Here is a 17,108-nt window from a genome sequence, read left to right as displayed (position 1 = left end):
GGAGACAACTTACGGCGGCCATTTTGGTTGCCCGCGGAACCCGTTTCCTCGCAGCTGCGGAACCCGGAAGCCACCGTCCGAAACCGAAATGAGTTCTGTACAAGCCTTTAGACGGAGGCGAGGCCAGTTGCAGCCGCCAGTTCCCTCCTGTTACAAAACGGGAAGAACTAAAGGGCTGCCGGGGCCCGAGAAGAAACTTGAACACTCTCTCGAACAGCTCCCTTTGAACCCGCGTCAGGTTTGGTAACGGCAGCCTATGGATTATTTCGCCCAGCAGCTCATCAACGGCCTCGTGCTCGGCTCCATCTACGGCCTGATCGCGATCGGCTACACGATGGTCTACGGCATCGTCGGCATGATCAATTTCGCCCATGGCGACATCTTCATGATCGGCGGCTTCATCGCACTGATCTCTTTCCTGCTTCTGGTCTCGTTCGGTCTGACCGCAATCCCGCTGATCCTGCTGGTCGTTCTGGTGGTCGCGATGTTGGTCACGGCACTCTACGGCTGGACAGTCGAGCGCATCGCCTATCGGCCGCTGCGGCACTCCTTCCGCCTCGCCCCGATGCTGTCGGCGATCGGCATGTCCTTCGTGCTGACGAACTACTCGCAAGTCGCGCAAGGCGCCCGCGTCAAGCCCGTGCCCCCGATCATCACGGGCGGCTACACGCTGCATGAAGGCGCCGAAGGTTTCGCGGTGCAGCTCTCCAACATGCAGATCATGGTCGTGGTGGTCACGATCGCATTGCTGACCATGTTCACCTGGCTGGTCTCGCGGACGCGGCTCGGTCGCGACATGCGGGCGTGCGAGCAGGACCAGACCATGGCGGCGCTGCTCGGTGTCGATGTCGATCGAACCATTTCCATGACCTTCGTTATCGGGGCGGCGCTCGCTGCGGTCGCGGGCATGATGTACCTGCTCTATTACGGTCAGGTCGATTTCTTCATGGGCTTCGTCGCCGGCATCAAGGCCTTTACCGCGGCCGTGCTGGGCGGCATCGGCTCGTTGCCCGGCGCTGTGCTGGGCGGGCTCGCGATCGGCCTCATCGAGACCTTCTGGTCGGCCTATTTCTCCGTGGAGTACAAGGACGTGGCTGCCTTCTCGATCCTGATCATTGTCCTGATCTTCATGCCGACCGGCCTGCTCGGCCGCCCCGAAGTCGAAAAAGTCTGACGGGCGCCGCGCGTGACAGCCATTTCAACCGAAACCTCGCACATCAGCCGCACCTCCGGCATCCCCTTCATCCTGAAAAAAGCCTTCCTCAGCGCATGCGTCGCGCTGGTGCTGTTTTCGCTCATGATCGGCATCCGCACCGAGGCCGGTCCCGACGGACAACTGACTTTCTGGACCCGTTTCGGCGATCTCGCCTCCATCGTCGGTGCCGTGTTCGGCGGCTCCATCTTGATTGAGCTGCTGCGACAGTGGATCGGGCCGAGCGGGGCCGAGAAGCTCGTGCCGCCCGCCGTGCAAAAAGGCATCTCGCTGGCAGGCAGCTTCCTCGGACCGGCGCTCCTCGTCTTCACCCTGCTCGTGCCGGTGATCTTCTATAACCAGCGCTACATCCTCGACCTGGCGATCCTCGTGCTCACCTATGTGATGCTCGGCTGGGGCCTCAACGTGGTGGTCGGGCTCGCCGGGCTCCTCGATCTCGGCTACGTCGCGTTTTATGCGGTGGGCGCCTACTCCTACGCACTGCTGGCCACCAATTTCGGCTGGTCGTTCTGGGTCTGCCTGCCGCTCGCGGGCATGCTGGCCGCCTGCTGGGGCGTGATGCTCGGCTTTCCGGTGCTGCGGCTTCGCGGCGACTATCTCGCTATCGTGACGCTGGCCTTCGGCGAGATCATCCGGCTCGTCATCATCAATTGGCAGGACCTGACCGGCGGGCCGAACGGCGTCTCCGGTATTCCGCGGCCTACCCTGTTCGGCATTCCGCTCGACAACAGCGACGACGGGCTCGCCGCCAAACTCGGCATCGAGTACTCGCCGACCCACCGCATCGTCTTCCTGTTCTATCTGATCCTGGCCTTGGCGTTGCTCACCAACTGGGTCACGATCCGTCTGCGGCGCCTGCCGATCGGCCGCGCCTGGGAGGCGCTGCGCGAGGACGAGGTCGCCTGCCGCGCGCTCGGAATCAACACCACGACCACCAAGCTCACGGCCTTCGCGACGGGCGCGATGTTCGGCGGGTTCGCGGGCGCCTTCTTCGCGACGCGCCAAGGCTTCATCAGCCCGGAATCCTTCACCTTCCAGGAATCGGCGCTGGTGCTCGCCATCGTCGTGCTCGGCGGCATGGGCTCGCAGCTCGGCGTGGCGCTTGCCGCACTCACCATGATCGGTGGTTTCGAGCTGTTCCGCGGACTCGAGACCTACCGCATGCTGGTGTTCGGCATGGCGATGGTCCTGATCATGATCTGGCGGCCGCGCGGCATCATCGGCCATCGTGCGCCGACAGTGTATCTGACCAAGTCGCAGGCGATCTCCTCCGATCTCGTCAAGGAGGGCCACGGATGAGCGCCGCGACCAACAGCCAGATTCTCGGCGTCGATCAGCTCACCATGCGCTTCGGCGGCATCCTCGCCGTGCAGGAGCTGTCGTTTGCCGCCGAACGCGGCAAGATCACCGCACTGATCGGACCGAACGGCGCCGGCAAGACCACCGTGTTCAACTGCATCACCGGCTTCTACAAGCCGAGCGGCGGCTCGATTCGCCTGACCCATGAAAACGGCGGCCATTTCGCCATCGAGCGGCTGAAGGATTTCCGCATCGCCAAGCAAGCGAAGATCGCGCGCACCTTCCAGAATATCCGTCTGTTTCCGGGCATGACGACGCTCGAGAACCTGATGGTGGCGCAGCACAATATGCTGATGCGCGCCTCGGGCTTCACTTTCCTCGGCCTGATAGGCGTGCCCTCCTACCGCAGCGCGGAGCAAGACGCCATCGACCTTGCGACCCATTGGCTGAAACGGGTTGGTCTCCTGGACCGAGCCGACGACGCCGCGGGCAACCTCGCCTATGGCGATCAGCGCCGGCTCGAGATCGCGCGCGCTATGTGCACCGGTCCCGCGCTGCTGTGCCTCGACGAGCCCGCCGCAGGCCTCAACGCGCGGGAGAGCGCGGCCTTGAGCGAGCTGCTGCTCTCGATCCGGGCCGAGGGCACCTCGATTCTCCTGATCGAACACGACATGTCCGTGGTGATGGAGATCTCCGATCATATCGTCGTGATGGATCACGGCGTGAAGATCGCGGAGGGTTCTCCGCGCGAGGTCCGCGACGATCCCAAGGTGATCGCCGCCTATCTCGGCGCCGATGAAGAGGAAGCCATGGCGGTGATGGAGAGCGGATCGTGAGCGCGGCGTCCACTCCCCTGCTCGCCATCCGCGGCCTGCGCGCCGCCTACGGCAAGATCGAAGCGCTGAAGGGCGTCGACATCGAGATCAATTCCGGCGAGATCGTCGCCTTGATCGGCGCCAACGGCGCCGGCAAATCCACGCTGATGATGACGATCTTCGGCAAGCCGCGCGCCCGTGCCGGCCAGATCCTGTTCGACGGCAAGGACATTACCTCCGTCCCCACCCATCAGATCGCACACCTGCGCATCGCGCAGTCGCCGGAAGGCCGCCGGATCTTCCCGCGCATGAGCGTCGCGGAAAACCTGCGCATGGGCGCCGATGTCACCGACAGCACCGAGGCGGAACGGGAAGGAACTCTGGAGCGCGTCTTCGCGCTGTTCCCCCGCCTGAAGGAACGGGTCGCACAGCGCGGCGGAACCCTGTCGGGCGGCGAGCAACAGATGCTGGCGATCGGACGTGCCCTCATGAGCCGCCCGCGGCTGTTGTTGCTCGACGAGCCTTCGCTGGGGCTTGCGCCGCTGATCGCGCGGCAGATTTTCGACGCGATCCGCACCTTGAACCGCCAGGACGGCCTGACCGTGCTGATCGTCGAGCAGAACGCCAATCACGCGCTGAAGCTTGCCCATCGCGGCTATGTCATGGTCAACGGCCTGATCACGCTGGCCGGGTCCGGTGCCGACTTGCTGCAGCGCCCAGAAATTCGCGCGGCCTATCTGGAAGGCGGTCGGCACTGACTGGCCGGCCCTGCGCGCGAATGCGGCTAGATATCTTTGCTTCTGCCCGTATTTTGCCGGTGACTTCTCGAAAAATTCATTGAACAATGGCGCCGGTTTGGACCGGGCTTGCCCGGCAACTCCCACAGGCGATCACCCCGCGAGGTATCTCATGAAATCACTGAAACTCATCGGTCTGGCATTTGGCGCGTCGGTCGCGCTGTCGACGGCGGCGTTCGCAGACGACATCACCATCGCGGTCGCCGGCCCGTTGACCGGCACCGAATCCGCCTTTGGCCGCCAGATGAAGAACGGCGCCGAACTGGCGGTGGCCGACATCAATGCTGCCGGCGGCGTTGCCGGCAAGAAGCTGGTGCTCGATTCCGAGGACGACGCGTGCGATCCGAAGCAGGCTCGCTCAGTCGCCGAAAAGATCGCGGGTGCGAAGATCCCGTTCGTCGCCGGCCATTTCTGCTCGTCGTCGTCGATCCCGGCTTCGGAAGCCTACGCCGACGGTAACGTCCTCCAGATCACGCCCGCCTCGACCAACCCTCTGTTCACCGAGCGCAAGCTCTGGAACGTGGCGCGCGTCTGCGGCCGTGACGATCAGCAGGGCCTGATCGCGGCCCAGTACATCGCCAAGAACTTCAAGGGCAAGAACATCGCGATCCTCAACGACAAGACCACCTACGGCAAGGGTCTGGCCGACGAGACCAAGAAGGCGCTCAACAAGGCCGGCATCACTGAGAAGCTCAATGAGTCCTACAACAAGGGCGACAAGGACTTCAACGCGATCGTCTCGCGTCTGAAGAAAGAGAATATCGACCTCGTTTATGTCGGCGGCTATCACCAGGAAGCCGGCCTCATTCTGCGCCAGATGCGCGACCAGGGCATGAAGACGATCCTGATGTCGGGCGACGCGTTGGCCGACAAGGAATACGCCTCGATCACGGGTCCGGCCGGCGAAGGCACGCTGTTCACCTTCGGTCCCGATCCGCGCAACAAGCCGACCGCAAAGAAGATCGTCGAGGCCTTCAAGGCCAAGGGTATCGATCCTGAGGGCTACACCCTCTACACCTACGCGGCGATGCAGGTCTGGTCGCAGGCGGCCAAGAAGGCCGGCACCACTGATGCCAAGAAGGTCATGGCGGCCATCAAGGCAGGCAAGTGGGATACGGTCCTTGGCCAGCTCGAATATGACGCCAAGGGCGACATCAAGCAGATCGACTATGTCGTCTACAAATGGGACGCGAAGGGTGGCTACGCTGAGCTCAACGCCAACGGCACCTAAGACAGGACGCCTGACCCTTTAACTGGATTGATGTGAGCGCCCCGGTCCGCCGGGGCGTTTTCTTTTGGCCCCGATCAGACGGCGGCGGACAGTTCCCCGCCCGCTGCTTCCTGCGCCTTTCGGAGGGCCTGCAACAATTCGTTCGGCCGAAACGGCTTTTGCAGGCAGATCACGCCGTCAAGACCGGGGGCTTCGCCGATGAAATCCAGCGCCGTCATGCCTGACACGGCCACGACCGGAAATCCGGGAGCTCGCTCGCGGATAGCGGCGATGACATCGATACCGCTGGTGTCGGTCAGGAAAATGTCAACAATCGCCGCGTCGAAAACATCTTCGCCAAAGGCCTTCAGGCCGGCCCCGCCGCTGTCCGCTTCGACTACGTCATAACGGTTGACCCGAAGAACGATCGAAACCATCGCGCGCACGTCCTTCTGGTCATCGACAACAAGGACACGGGGCATGGGAACAACTCCCGGATTCACATCATTAATTGGTTCAATTCAACGGCGTTGTGCGCCACGGCAGTATGGGGGACTTCCAGTAAAGCCAATCTTACCGATTCCCTATTCCGATTCCCTGCCCAAGTTAAGTAAGCTGTAACCCTCGGTTGAGTCGTCGGCGTATCTCCTCGGGATAAGCGCCCGGAGCCGGTTACCATGGAGGCCAAGGCAGCCGGCCAAACGAAGTCGCGCGGACTACCCATGACGGACCCAGCGAGAGGTCAACGTGCACGCAAAGAACGACCGAAGCACATTTCTTTCCACCTTACCTGCCGCGCAGAACGATCGCACTGCAGCACTGGCGATCGTCGCTGTCTCCGCGATCCTGTTTGCGCTGGCTGTCCCCTTCGCGGGAATCCCCCTGACCCCGGTGCCGGCCTTCGTGGCCAGCTATCAATCGGCGCTTGCCGTCAACGACATCATCACCGCGGTTCTGCTGTTGTCGCAATTCTCGGTCCTGCGCAGCCGCGCGCTGCTGCTGCTGTCGACCGGCTATTTGTTCACCGCAGCGGCGGCGGTGACCCACGCCCTCACCTTCCCAGGCTTGTTCGCGCCGACCGGACTGCTGGGCGCCGGCCCACAGACCACAGTCTGGCTCTACATGATCTGGCACGGCGGGTTCCCGCTGTTTGTACTGGCATATGGGTGGCTCAAGGACGACAACGGCGACAGCAAGATCGAGGGATCGACCGCGCGTGTGATCGTGCCGATCGTCCTTGGCGTGGTCGCGGCGATGGCGGTAATTGCCTGGTTCGTCACCGCGCAGCACGATCTCTTGCCGGTGCTGCTGAGAGACGCTCGCTACACCACCACCATGATCGCCGTCGTGGCGTTCGTCTGGTCGTTGAGTTTCGCGGCATTGGTCACGCTGTGGCTCCGCAAGCCGCACACGGTGATCGACATCTGGCTCATGGTCACGATGTGCGCCTGGCTGTTCGATATCGCGCTGTCGGCGATCGTCAACGTCGTCCGCTACGATCTCGGCTTCTACGCCGGCCGTCTCTACGGGCTTTGCGCCGCGAGCTTCGTGCTTGCCGTGCTCTTGATCGAAAACGTTCGCCTCCAGGCGAGCACGATGGGACTCGTTGGCCGGCTGCGCGAGCAGTCGGCTTCGGAACGCGACTATTATAGCAAACGCCTCGCGCTCTACGGCGCCGTCGTCGAGTCCTCCAACGATGCCATCATCACGAAATCCCTCGACGGCATCATCACGGGCTGGAACAAAGCCGCCGAGCGCCTGTTCGGCTATTCGGCCGCAGAGGCCATCGGCAAATCGATCGAGATAATCGTCCCGGAAGATCGCAAGGCCGAAGTCAGAAGCATCCTCAACCGCGTCACCAGCAACGAATCGATTGCCCAGCACGAGACCGTCCGTGTGCGGAAGGACGGCCGCCCGATCGACCTCGTGCTCAACATATCTCCGCTGAAATCAGCCAGCGGTGAGATCATCGGCGTCTCCAAGATTGCCCACGACATCACCGAGGAGAAGCAGTCGCGAGAAAAGCTGCGCCGCGAGATCGAAGAGCGCCAGCGCATCTTCGAGACCTCGCAGGACCTGATCCTGGTGACCGATGGTTACGGCAAGTTCATCCAGGTCAGCCCGAGCGTGAAGGACATCCTCGGCTTCAATCCGGAGGACATGATCGGGCATAGCGCCACCGAATTCATCCATCCTGATGACCTCGAGAAGACGCGGGGCGAGATGCGCGCGGCGCGACGTGGCGCGGTCAAGCGCAGCTTCGAGGCGCGCTATTATCACTATGACGGCCACGAGGTGTCGCTGAACTGGATGGGCACCTGGTCGGAGCCCGTCAAGCGCCATTTCTTCATCGGCCGCGACCTCACCGACAAGCAGGCCGCAGAGGCCCAGCTCCGGCAGGTCCAGAAGATGGATTCGATCGGCCAGTTGACCGGAGGCGTCGCCCACGATTTCAACAACGTGCTCACCGTCATCACCGGCACGATCGGGATCCTGTCGGAGGCGGTCGCCGACCGGCCCCAGCTTGCCGCCATCACCAAGCTGATCGACGATGCCGCCGAGCGCGGCGCGCAGCTGACCAAGCACCTGCTTGCCTTCGCCCGCAAGCAGCCGCTCCAGCCGCGCGAGATCGACGTCAATGCGCTGGTGCTCGAAGCCGCCAAGCTGCTGCATCCGACGCTCGGCGAGCAGATCACCATCTTGCCGCAGCTCACCGAGGATGCCTGGCCCGCCCTGATCGATCCGGGCCAGCTCTCGACCGCGATCCTTAATCTCGCACTGAACGCGCGCGATGCCATGCCCGATGGCGGCACTCTGGTGCTGGAGACCCGCAACATCTTTCTCGACGACGGCTATGCCAGCATGAATCCCGATGTCGTTGCCGGCAATTACGTGATGATCGCGGTCAGCGACACCGGCTCGGGGATTCCGGCCGAGCTGCTCGAGCGGGTGTTCGATCCCTTCTTCACCACCAAGGAGGTCGGCAAGGGCACGGGCCTCGGCCTCAGCATGGTGTTCGGCTTCGTCAAACAGTCCGGCGGCCATATCAAGATCTACAGCGAGGAAGGCCACGGCACGAGCGTGAAGATCTACCTGCCGCGGTCCACCGGCGTGCAGGAGACCGAGTACGAGGCGCTGCAGAACGTGCCCATCACCGGCGGCGACGAGAAGATCCTGATCGTCGAAGACGACGCGCTGGTGCGGCAATATGTCGTGACCCAGATCAAGAGCCTCGGCTATGCCGCGCTCGAAGCGGCCAACGCGGCCGAAGCCCTGGTCATCATCGACGCCGACAAGGACATCGACCTGCTCTTCACCGACGTCATCATGCCCGGCAACATGAACGGCCGCCAGCTCGCGGACGAGGCGGCGCGGCGGCGACCGGATCTGAAGACGCTGTTCACCTCGGGCTACACGGAAAACGCCATCGTCCATCACGGCCGGCTCGATTCCGGCGTGCTGCTGCTGGCCAAGCCCTACCGCAAGTCGGAGCTCGCCAAGATGCTCAGGATGGCGCTGTCGAGTTGAGCGGGACGCCGGCGTGCGCTATCGCTGAGGCCCGAAGCGCGATGCGATGTTGGTCGAAGCGACATCGCGCTTCAGATCGTTGTCTGAGCATGATCTCCGCGCAAACGAGTTGCGCGTTTGTCGCGAGGGAAAACCGCTTCGCACTTTTCCGGATTCTGCTGCAGCGCATGGAGTGTCGCCCTTGAAAAACCTCCTCACCGATATCGCCGGCGTCCGAGTCGGCCATGCCCATGATGCGAGGCTCGCCTCGGGCACGACAGCGATCGTGTTCGACCAGCCGGCGGTGGCGGCGATCGACATTCGCGGCGGCGGCCCCGGTACGCGTGAGGACGCCCTGCTCGATCCCGCCAGCACGGTCGAACGCGTTGACGCAATCGCGCTGTCCGGCGGCTCGGCCTTCGGAATCGAAGCTGGCGGCGGCGTCCAGGCCTGGCTCGCCGAGCAGGGTCGCGGCTTCCGCGTCCGCGAGGCGCTGATCCCCATCGTGCCGGGGGCGATCCTGTTCGATCTGCTCAATGGCGGCGACAAGGGCTGGGGCCGCTTCGCGCCCTATCGCGATCTCGGCTATGCCGCGGCGGTCGCCGCCGGGACGGAGTTTGCACTCGGCAGCGTCGGCGCGGGCTTTGGTGCCACCACCGCGACATTCAAGGGCGGACTCGGCTCGGCATCCGCTGTCACCGCCAACGGCGTCAAGGTCGCGGCGATCATCGCGGTCAATGCGGTCGGAAGCGCCACCGTCGGCGACGGACCGTGGTTCTGGGCGGCGCCGTTCGAGGTCGACGGCGAGTTCGGCGGCCGCGGACTGCCTGACAAATTCACCGACGACATGCTCAGGATGCGCATCAAGGGTGGCCCAGCCGCAACCGAGCGCGAGAACACCACGATCGGCGTCCTCGTCACCGATGCAGTGCTGACCAAGCCTCAGGCCAGGCGGCTGGCAATGATTGCGCACACCGGCTTCGCCCGCGCGATCTACCCCGTCCATGCTCCGACCGATGGTGACGTGCTGTTCGCGGCCGCGACAGGTGCAAAGCCGATCGATCCGATCGTCGGCATGACCGAGCTCGGGATGGTCGCCGCCAACGTGGTCGCCCGCGCCATCGCCCGCGGCGTCTACAGCGCGACCGCATTGCCGTTCCCCGGCGCTCAGCCGGCGTGGAAAGACCGGTTCGGCTGCTAAGGAGAGCGCGTTGTTTTCTCCCCAAGTCAGTCAGGTGTCATCGCCCGGCGAAGACCGGGCGATCCAGTATTCCAGAGAATGTCGTAATTGAACCGAGAAGCCGCGGCATACTGGATGCCCCGCCTTCGCGGGGCATGACAGCATCAATGGGCTCACACGCTCATCGACATCGATGAGGCGGCGGACCCCGCTGCGCTCTGAGCCTGGCGCTGCATCATCTGACCGAACCAGTCATAGGGCGAATGGCCACCGCCTGACGCGCTTGATGAGCTGGAGGCGCCGGGCACCGTCGTCGACATCTTGAAGCCGTCGGCATAGGTGACTGTCGTCGTGGTTGAGCCGTCGGCATTGGTCGTCGTGGTCGCTGTCGACCCGCCGCTGGACTGCGACGAAGCGGAATCCGAGCCGCCACCGGCGACGTCGCCCGACCCGCTCGCCCCTTGCGCGTGATGGTGGCCGTGATGACCGGGCTTCAGCGCCTTCGACATCTCATCCAGGCTGACGCTGCCGTCGGAATTGCTATCGAGCTTGGAGAACACGTCGTCGGCCTGCGCGAGGTTGGTGCCGCCGGCGCCCAGCGCGTTCTCGAATTCGGACTTGGTGATCTTGCCGTCGCCGTCCGCATCGATTAGCGAGAACAGGTCCTTCAGAGCAGCGTCTCGGCCATTCGACGTCGATGTCGTCGCGCTCGATGATGTGGAGCTGGTCGAACCTGTCGACTGGCTCTGCGCCGCAAACAACGCGTTCATTGTCTCCGGCGAGATCTGTGGATGTTTTCCCGCATTGACCGACGAGGCCGCGTTGCTCGTCGCAGCGTTGTCGCTGTCGATCGCAAAGGGATTGGTCGATGCGCGATGCGATGCACCGGTTTGCTGGGTCGAGGACGACTTCGAACTCGTCAGCGACTGAATAGCATCAAGCGCACTCGATACGGCGCCAAGCGCAAACAACATTGCACTACTCCAACCCTTGCGGCATGCCGCGGCCAATGTTCCCTGGACGAGGTCAGCAAGCGTCATGCCAGCGCGAAAAGCTCAATGAAATCGGGCTCGACCGCGTCTTGCAGGCTGCGGGAACATCGGCAATTCATGCCGGCGACGGCAGAATTTTCCGCCCACAGCAAGCTTACCCCGCCTGCATTGCCCGGCTGGGAGGCCCATGTTAGGCGAAGCTATCAGTCCCTATACCGCCTTCGGGAAACCGCGTCATGACCCAAGCCTTCGCCCCCCGCCCCCTGGCAATCGCGCCCTCGATCCTGGCTTCGGACTTCTCCAAGCTCGGCGAGGAGGTTCGTGCGGTGGATGCGGCCGGCGCCGACTGGATCCATCTCGACGTCATGGATGGACACTTCGTCCCCAACATCTCCTACGGCCCCGATGTCATCAAGGCGATGCGCCCGCACACCAAGAAGGTGTTCGATGCGCATCTGATGATCTCGCCTTGCGACCCCTATCTCGAAGCCTTCGCCAAGGCCGGCTGCGACCACATCACCGTGCATGCCGAGGCGGGTCCCCATCTGCATCGCTCGTTGCAGGCGATCCGCGCGCTCGGCAAGAAGGCCGGCGTCTCGCTCAATCCAGGCACGCCGATCAGCGTCCTCGAATACGTGCTCGACCTGGTCGACCTCGTGCTGGTGATGTCGGTCAATCCCGGCTTCGGCGGCCAGGCCTTCATTCCGTCCGCGATCGGCAAGATCCGCGATATCCGCGCGATGACGGCTGGCCGACCCATCGACATCGAGGTCGATGGCGGCGTCGGCCCCGATGTCGCGGGTGCGCTCGCAGCTGCCGGCGCAAACGCCTTCGTCGCCGGCACCTCCGTGTTCAAAGGCGGCACGCTCGAGGCCTACAAGAACAATATTGCAGCGATCCGCAACGCGGCCCTCGGCGCACGCGGCGAAGCGATCTGAGCTGCACCGGGCTGCGCAAGCGCCGAAAAAGCCGCGGTTTTTACGGAGCGCATTGCCTAAAATTGCAATCACGATCCGTACTCATCCGGTCTTCACTGATTCGCGCAAATCACCGCTACTAGCTCCTGCCTGCTTTTGACGGGAGCACATCATGACGACGACCCTGGTTTGGACTGGCGTAGCGTTGTGGATCGGTTTCAGTGCGTTTGTTGTGTTTGGCCCATCGGCCGGACCGGAAAAGGTCCCGGCGCGCTCCGCGCGTGTCATCCGCCGCGACCGGGGCTGACGCCATGCAGATCGCCCTGGTCAAGCGCCTGCCGAAGCGCCGCTGCCGCATTCCCCGTCGTCCGCATCCGAACCTCGATTATTTCTTCGGTCGCCTCAAGCGTACCGATCGTGCCTTCGACAAGGATGCCGGCTCCGGCATTCGCCTCGCAACGCCGACACTGAGACTCTCTTTTCCGGATTGAACCATGAAACCGCACTGCCCCAACTGTCTCAAGGAAATGGCCAAGGCAGCCGCGTCGCGTAACCTCTTTGCCTGCGAACCCTGCCGCGAGATCATCCAGTACTTCGGCGGCCATGCCGACCACGGCGAGACCGGCCCTCAGTTCGCTTGGCCGATCCGCCGCAAGCGCGCGATCCATACCGCTCACGCGGCTTGATTTTTCCTAGCCCCACACCACGCCGGCGCCCGGTTTCGCCGCAGCCATCCGCGGCGGCCGCACCACGGTGACGGTGGAGGTCGCCTCCGCGGCGACCTTGGCCGAGACGCTGCCGAGCAGCGTGCGCCTGAACGAACTCTGCCGCGCGCCGACGATGAGATGGTCAACCTGGTTGACCTCGGCGAATTCCAGCAACGCGGCGGCAGGATCGACCGCCTCCAGCACATGAACCGATAGTCGGCTCTCGTCCAGCTTCAGGGGCGCCGCCCAGTGCCGGAGCGCGACCAGCCGGTCGATATGCTTGTTGGAGCCCTGCTCGTCCAACGTCTTGTCGATGGCAATGCGGTTGAGCTTGAGCACATTGACGCAGGCGAGCCGCGCCGACGGCAACGTCGCCAGGATGCGCTCGGTCGTGACGCGCAGCGCCTCGTTCAGCTCGGGCGTACCCTCCACCGTGTCGAGCGCGACCGCAAGGATCGGGCTCGAAGCGATCTGTTCCGCCACATCCGACTTCGCCCGCGGCTGCTTGACATCCGGATTAAAGCGGCGGCGCCACGCGACGGAGAGGGGATCGCGCTTCAGCCGCTCCGAACGCGCGGTCAGCTTGACCTGATCGGGATGGGCAAGATCGAAGGCGAGCTGGGTCGCGGTCGGATAGCGCCAGACCGGCTCGATCTCCAGGCACCGCAGCACCACTTCCTGGAGCCACGGCGGATAGTCGGCGCGCAAGCTTCGCGGGGGGTGCGGATCGCGCCACAGCCTTCGCCGCATCGCGCGCAGCGTCTCGCCCTCGCCGAAGGGGCGCTCGCCTGTCGTGAAGAAATAAAGCAGCACCCCGAGCGAAAACAGATCGCTGCGCGGATCGTCGCGCACACCCAAAAGGCGCTCCGGCGCCATATAGGGCGCGGTGCCGTAAGGCAGGCGGAACTCCTCCTGCAACAGATCGGGCAGATGGTCGTGATGCGACAGGCCGTAATCGATCAGCACGGCATCCCCGCTCTCGCGAAACATGACGCTGCTCGGTTTGATGTCGTGATGGATCACGTTTTGCCGGTGCAGATCGGCGAGCGCGGCCGCGATCTTCGCGACCAGCAGCCGCGCCTCCTCGTAGGGCAGCGGAAGATCGGGCAGCCGCTTGTAGAGCGTGGTCCCGGGAATGCGCTCGATCACGGCATAGGCCTGGCGCGCGAAATCGCCGGTGCCGTAGCAGTGCGGCACGTGGGGACCTGCGAGCCTCGGCAGGATCATCATCTCCATCTCGAACGAGACGATCGCTGCAGGATCCTCGCCTTCCGAAGCCCGCGGGACCTTCATCAGCAGCGGCGCCTCGATGCCGGGATGGGTGACGGTCCACAGCGTCGCCATGCCGCCGGCATGGACGCATTCGCCGATCGTGTAGCCGTCGATGACGGCGCCCGACTTGATCAGGGATTTAGGCATCTAGCGTCCCTGCGACAGTCGGTCGGCGAGCCAGGGCGGCAGGCCGTTCTCGCGGATCTTGTTCGCCGCGCTCGCGATGTCATAGGGCACACGGCAATAGGTGATCTGGCACGATACCGTGTCAAACAGCACGAAGGACGCAGAGGGATCGCCATCGCGGGGCTGGCCGACCGAGCCGAGCACGGCGAGCCATTGCCGCCCGCGCAGGAGCTGTACCGGCACGTCGGTCTTGGGCACGAAGCTCGTCATCTTCGCGGTCACCGACATCGAATAGAGCGCGGGCCGGTGGATGTGGCCGCAGAAGGTGACGTGGGACGGCGTCGCGATCAGGCTCTTGGCAGCATCCGTGGTCGAACGAACGTAATTCCAGCGCTTCGGGCTCGAAGCCTCGGCGTGCACGAACAGACGATCGCCGTCCTCCACCAGCATCGGCAGCTCGGCCAGGAACCGCCGCTGCGCCGTGTCGAGCCGCCCGCGCGTCCACTCGATCGCGATCTGCGCGTCGTTGTTCATGTTCTCGGAGGTCGTGTTGACGGCTTCGTCATGATTGCCACGCACGGCGATGGCGCCATGAGCGACCAGATCCATGGCGGTGTCCACAACCCATTCCGGATCGGCGCCATAGCCGACGAAGTCGCCGAGCAGGATGAACCGCTCCGCAGCCCTGGCGCGGGCCACCCTCAGGCACGCCTCGAACGCCTGCCGGTTGCCGTGGATATCCGAGAAGACAGCGAGAAGCACGCACCCTCCACCCTCAAATTCTTATTGGAAGCCGATAAAGCCAATTTGAGGAAGGTCAACAAGATGCGCCAGCGCGGGGCAGTTGGCCAGCGCAAGACCGACGGCAATGGAGCCTATTGCTCGTCTTTCGGCGGCATACGGGGCGGTGGCAGCGGCGTGAAGGCGGCGCCTTGAGCGCCGGCGGGTGGAGCATTGAATTCCCCCGTCGAGGAATCGCCGCCACTGGTTTCCAGGATGGCCTTGGGAGTCACATATTCCCGGACCATGTCGATCAGGCTGCCCTCACCGCCGCCAAAGTCGGCCGCGCGCCCACCCTGCGGATGGCCGGCCGCGATCTCGTTCTCCGCGGCATGGGTCTTCTCGGCCAGACCATCGTTGTAGGGGACGCGGAAAGCGCGCGGGATGCCGCTCGGACGGTGGTCCTCGTCGAGTTCCTCGACCCAGAGATAGATCGAGCCGGGATCCCCCTCCAGCGAATGCGGCTCGACGATCCGCGCCTTGAGCAGCTTGAAGGCAGTGGGCAGCCGGTCGGTGCTGGCCCAGCCGAGCAGCCCGCGCATTTCCGTGAAGCTGACGATATAGAAAGCGCTGGTCACGATCACCGCGACCGCCTTCAGCGACCAGTGCAGCCGTGCATAGACCAGCACGACCAGCAGCAGCGCGCCGATCACGGCATAGGCGACCGAAAGCGTGAGGATGACCGTCTGCAAATTAATCACGGCGAATTCTCGTAGCGTTCCTGCTCACGCCGGTCCTCGGGTCGAGATCGGCCCCGTTGCGCCAAGTGCTGCGAAAAGTCTCCATCAGCGATTTCGGCCTTTGGTTGACATCGATGACCTTGCCTTCGGCATCGAGCCGAAACCGCACCGCAGTCTTCTCATCGCCGGTATGATCGAGCGTGAATTTGTTGTCGAAGATCACCTGCGCGGTCGGGTTGAGCTTCTGCACTTTCACGTTGGCCGTCACCGGTTCGCCCGTCGTCGCGACGAAATGCGAGACGTTGACGGTGTACTCGCCGGGGACGATGCCGCGCAGCGTCACGATCTCCTCGCGGATCGGCGAAGCGATCTTCTTGCCGGCAACCATGATGAAGTCGTTGGCTCCGCCTCTGTCGTCGCGGTCGAGCGTGAGAAAGCCGGCCTCGCGATGGCGATACCAGGCGATGTTGCCGGCGGGGTCCTGCACGAACAGGTCGAGATCGTCAGGGTGATTGTCCGGCCAGTCCAGCGTGATCATGAACTCGGCCTTGGAGTCGATCTTGCCGTCCTTGGCATCGGGCGAGACCGCGAGCAGCGCAAGGAAGAACAGGAACGCGACCACCTGGAGCGCCTTGAACAGCATCACGCCCAGCGGATCGAACTGCTCCTCGCGCGGATAGAGACCGAAATCATCCATCATGGCGACGATCCGGCGCCTTTGACTCCAGCGCCTCGGCGTTCGAGAACGGGCGTCACATAGGTCTCGGTCAGGACCACGGCATCGGAGAACACCCGCTGGGTTGCCGCATCCAGCATGTAGTACTGGATGCGGACCAGGATGGAGCCGACCAGACCCGCCAAGGTCGTGTACATCGCGACGGCCATGCCATCGCTCATCAACCCCATCGAGGAGCGCATCGCGACCTTGTCGGCGGCGTCCAGCCCGGCGATCGGGGCCAGCATGATGATGAAGCCGATGATGGTGCCGAGCAGGCCGAGCTTCATCAGCGTGTCAGAGACGAACGCGCCGAACCCGTTGGAGCCGCGCAGGCGATCAGCGAGCGTCCGCAGCAGCAGCGTCTGATCGACCGGGCGATAATCCTGCGCGGCGGCCTTGGTCACGAGGCTCTCGATGTGGTCCCGCACCAGCCCGCGCGGCAGGCCCGACGCGTGCGCGTCGAGCGCCTTGCTGCCATCCGGCGCGGCGAGCACCCCCCGGCAGCGTCGCGCCGCCGCACCCTCGCGCGCAATCGCACGTGTCCGCAGAAAGCAGTGGCCGCAGGTGACGAGATAGAGCACCGCGATCACGCTCGAAATGTAGGTTCGGTCCGAGGTCAACATCAGATGGATCAGGCCGAACCGCCACAGCAGCACCACGGCGAAAATCGAGAGCCCGGTGAAGATCATCCAGAACAAGAGCGCACTGCGCTCGGATGGGTCGGTCGGGCTGTTTGCGATCGGTCCAATCGTCATTGAACTCATGCTGCGCTGCTCCTGACCTCGAACGATTCCGTCCCGATTAGATCAAAACCGCGATGCCGGGTCCAAAGACTCATGCCCAATGGAGCTTGGGAAATTTGCCCGAGCTGCAATCTGGCCCAACCCCGCAATTG

Annotated in this window: 18 protein-coding genes; 11 read left to right on the top strand and 7 right to left on the bottom strand. The window is 63.8% G+C overall.

Going from position 1 to position 17,108, the window contains the following annotated elements:
- Positions 1 to 256 precede the first annotated feature (256 nt).
- The 5 genes from BM374_RS16070 to BM374_RS16050 all read left to right on the top strand — a co-directional run bounded on the left by BM374_RS16070 (position 257) and on the right by BM374_RS16050 (position 5,355).
- Positions 257 to 1,174 (top strand): ABC transporter permease subunit, encoded by a 918-nt coding sequence (locus BM374_RS16070; RefSeq protein ID WP_092293813.1) that lies wholly within the window; start codon positions 257 to 259, stop codon positions 1,172 to 1,174.
- Between the two features lie 12 nt (positions 1,175 to 1,186).
- Positions 1,187 to 2,512, top strand: a complete 1,326-nt coding sequence (gene livM / locus BM374_RS16065; RefSeq protein ID WP_092293811.1) for a high-affinity branched-chain amino acid ABC transporter permease LivM — start codon at positions 1,187 to 1,189, stop codon at positions 2,510 to 2,512.
- Positions 2,509 to 3,348: an ABC transporter ATP-binding protein gene (locus BM374_RS16060; protein ID WP_092293809.1), complete on the top strand. Its 840-nt coding sequence runs from the start codon at positions 2,509 to 2,511 to the stop codon at positions 3,346 to 3,348. Before livM ends, BM374_RS16060 begins: the two co-directional genes overlap by 4 nt.
- The gene (locus BM374_RS16055; RefSeq protein ID WP_092293807.1) at positions 3,345 to 4,085 is read left to right on the top strand and encodes an ABC transporter ATP-binding protein; all 741 of its coding nucleotides are present in this window, start codon (positions 3,345 to 3,347) and stop codon (positions 4,083 to 4,085) included. The genes BM374_RS16060 and BM374_RS16055 overlap by 4 nt, the downstream gene beginning before the upstream one ends.
- Before the next feature lie 151 nt (positions 4,086 to 4,236).
- Positions 4,237 to 5,355 carry a branched-chain amino acid ABC transporter substrate-binding protein gene (locus tag BM374_RS16050; protein ID WP_092293805.1) on the top strand — a complete coding sequence of 373 codons (1,119 nt, stop codon included), beginning with the start codon at positions 4,237 to 4,239 and terminating at the stop codon, positions 5,353 to 5,355.
- A gap of 74 nt (positions 5,356 to 5,429) precedes the next feature.
- Here the strand turns inward: BM374_RS16050 and BM374_RS16045 are convergent, their stop codons facing one another.
- Positions 5,430 to 5,816, bottom strand: a complete 387-nt coding sequence (locus BM374_RS16045) for a response regulator (protein WP_092293803.1) — start codon at positions 5,814 to 5,816, stop codon at positions 5,430 to 5,432.
- A gap of 265 nt (positions 5,817 to 6,081) precedes the next feature.
- Here BM374_RS16045 and BM374_RS16040 point away from each other — a divergent pair, with 265 nt between their 5' ends.
- Together BM374_RS16040 and BM374_RS16035 are read left to right on the top strand one after the other, a co-directional pair.
- Positions 6,082 to 8,862 (top strand): PAS domain S-box protein, encoded by a 2,781-nt coding sequence (locus BM374_RS16040; protein ID WP_092293801.1) that lies wholly within the window; start codon positions 6,082 to 6,084, stop codon positions 8,860 to 8,862.
- 181 nt (positions 8,863 to 9,043) lie between these two features.
- Complete coding sequence (locus tag BM374_RS16035; protein ID WP_092293799.1) at positions 9,044 to 10,042, top strand: P1 family peptidase; 999 nt, start codon at positions 9,044 to 9,046, stop codon at positions 10,040 to 10,042.
- A 152-nt stretch (positions 10,043 to 10,194) separates the two neighbouring features.
- On the opposite strand, the gene BM374_RS16030 is transcribed toward BM374_RS16035, so the two are convergent.
- Entirely contained in the window at positions 10,195 to 10,995 is an 801-nt protein-coding gene (locus BM374_RS16030; protein ID WP_092293797.1) for an EF-hand domain-containing protein, read from the bottom strand.
- 254 nt (positions 10,996 to 11,249) lie between these two features.
- On the opposite strand from BM374_RS16030, the gene rpe reads away from it, so the two are divergent.
- From rpe to BM374_RS16015, 4 genes are all read left to right on the top strand, one after another.
- Positions 11,250 to 11,951, top strand: a complete 702-nt coding sequence (gene rpe / locus BM374_RS16025) for a ribulose-phosphate 3-epimerase (protein WP_092293795.1) — start codon at positions 11,250 to 11,252, stop codon at positions 11,949 to 11,951.
- A gap of 151 nt (positions 11,952 to 12,102) precedes the next feature.
- Positions 12,103 to 12,237: a hypothetical protein gene (locus BM374_RS39975; protein WP_283807081.1), complete on the top strand. Its 135-nt coding sequence runs from the start codon at positions 12,103 to 12,105 to the stop codon at positions 12,235 to 12,237.
- Positions 12,238 to 12,241: 4 nt separating this feature from the next.
- Positions 12,242 to 12,421 carry a hypothetical protein gene (locus BM374_RS16020; protein ID WP_092293793.1) on the top strand — a complete coding sequence of 60 codons (180 nt, stop codon included), beginning with the start codon at positions 12,242 to 12,244 and terminating at the stop codon, positions 12,419 to 12,421.
- Between the two features lie 3 nt (positions 12,422 to 12,424).
- Positions 12,425 to 12,616 carry a hypothetical protein gene (locus tag BM374_RS16015; RefSeq protein WP_092293791.1) on the top strand — a complete coding sequence of 64 codons (192 nt, stop codon included), beginning with the start codon at positions 12,425 to 12,427 and terminating at the stop codon, positions 12,614 to 12,616.
- 6 nt (positions 12,617 to 12,622) lie between these two features.
- Here the strand turns inward: BM374_RS16015 and BM374_RS16010 are convergent, their stop codons facing one another.
- From BM374_RS16010 to BM374_RS15990, 5 genes are all read right to left on the bottom strand, one after another.
- Positions 12,623 to 14,056, bottom strand: a complete 1,434-nt coding sequence (locus BM374_RS16010) for a serine/threonine protein kinase (RefSeq protein ID WP_092293788.1) — start codon at positions 14,054 to 14,056, stop codon at positions 12,623 to 12,625.
- A complete protein-coding gene (locus BM374_RS16005; protein WP_092293786.1) occupies positions 14,057 to 14,797 on the bottom strand; it encodes a metallophosphoesterase family protein in 741 nt (246 codons plus the stop codon).
- A 113-nt stretch (positions 14,798 to 14,910) separates the two neighbouring features.
- Positions 14,911 to 15,516, bottom strand: coding sequence for a hypothetical protein (locus BM374_RS16000; RefSeq protein WP_092293784.1), 606 nt, complete (start codon positions 15,514 to 15,516; stop codon positions 14,911 to 14,913).
- A complete protein-coding gene (locus BM374_RS15995; protein ID WP_092293782.1) occupies positions 15,509 to 16,195 on the bottom strand; it encodes a DUF2135 domain-containing protein in 687 nt (228 codons plus the stop codon). The genes BM374_RS16000 and BM374_RS15995 overlap by 8 nt, the downstream gene beginning before the upstream one ends.
- Positions 16,192 to 16,977, bottom strand: coding sequence for a MotA/TolQ/ExbB proton channel family protein (locus tag BM374_RS15990; RefSeq protein WP_092293780.1), 786 nt, complete (start codon positions 16,975 to 16,977; stop codon positions 16,192 to 16,194). Before BM374_RS15990 ends, BM374_RS15995 begins: the two co-directional genes overlap by 4 nt.
- Positions 16,978 to 17,108 lie beyond the last annotated feature (131 nt).

It is taken from the genome of Bradyrhizobium sp. Ghvi (assembly GCF_900115265.1).
Classification (GTDB): Bacteria; Pseudomonadota; Alphaproteobacteria; order Rhizobiales; family Xanthobacteraceae; genus Bradyrhizobium.
This window is presented reverse-complemented; position numbering and strand designations above follow the sequence as displayed.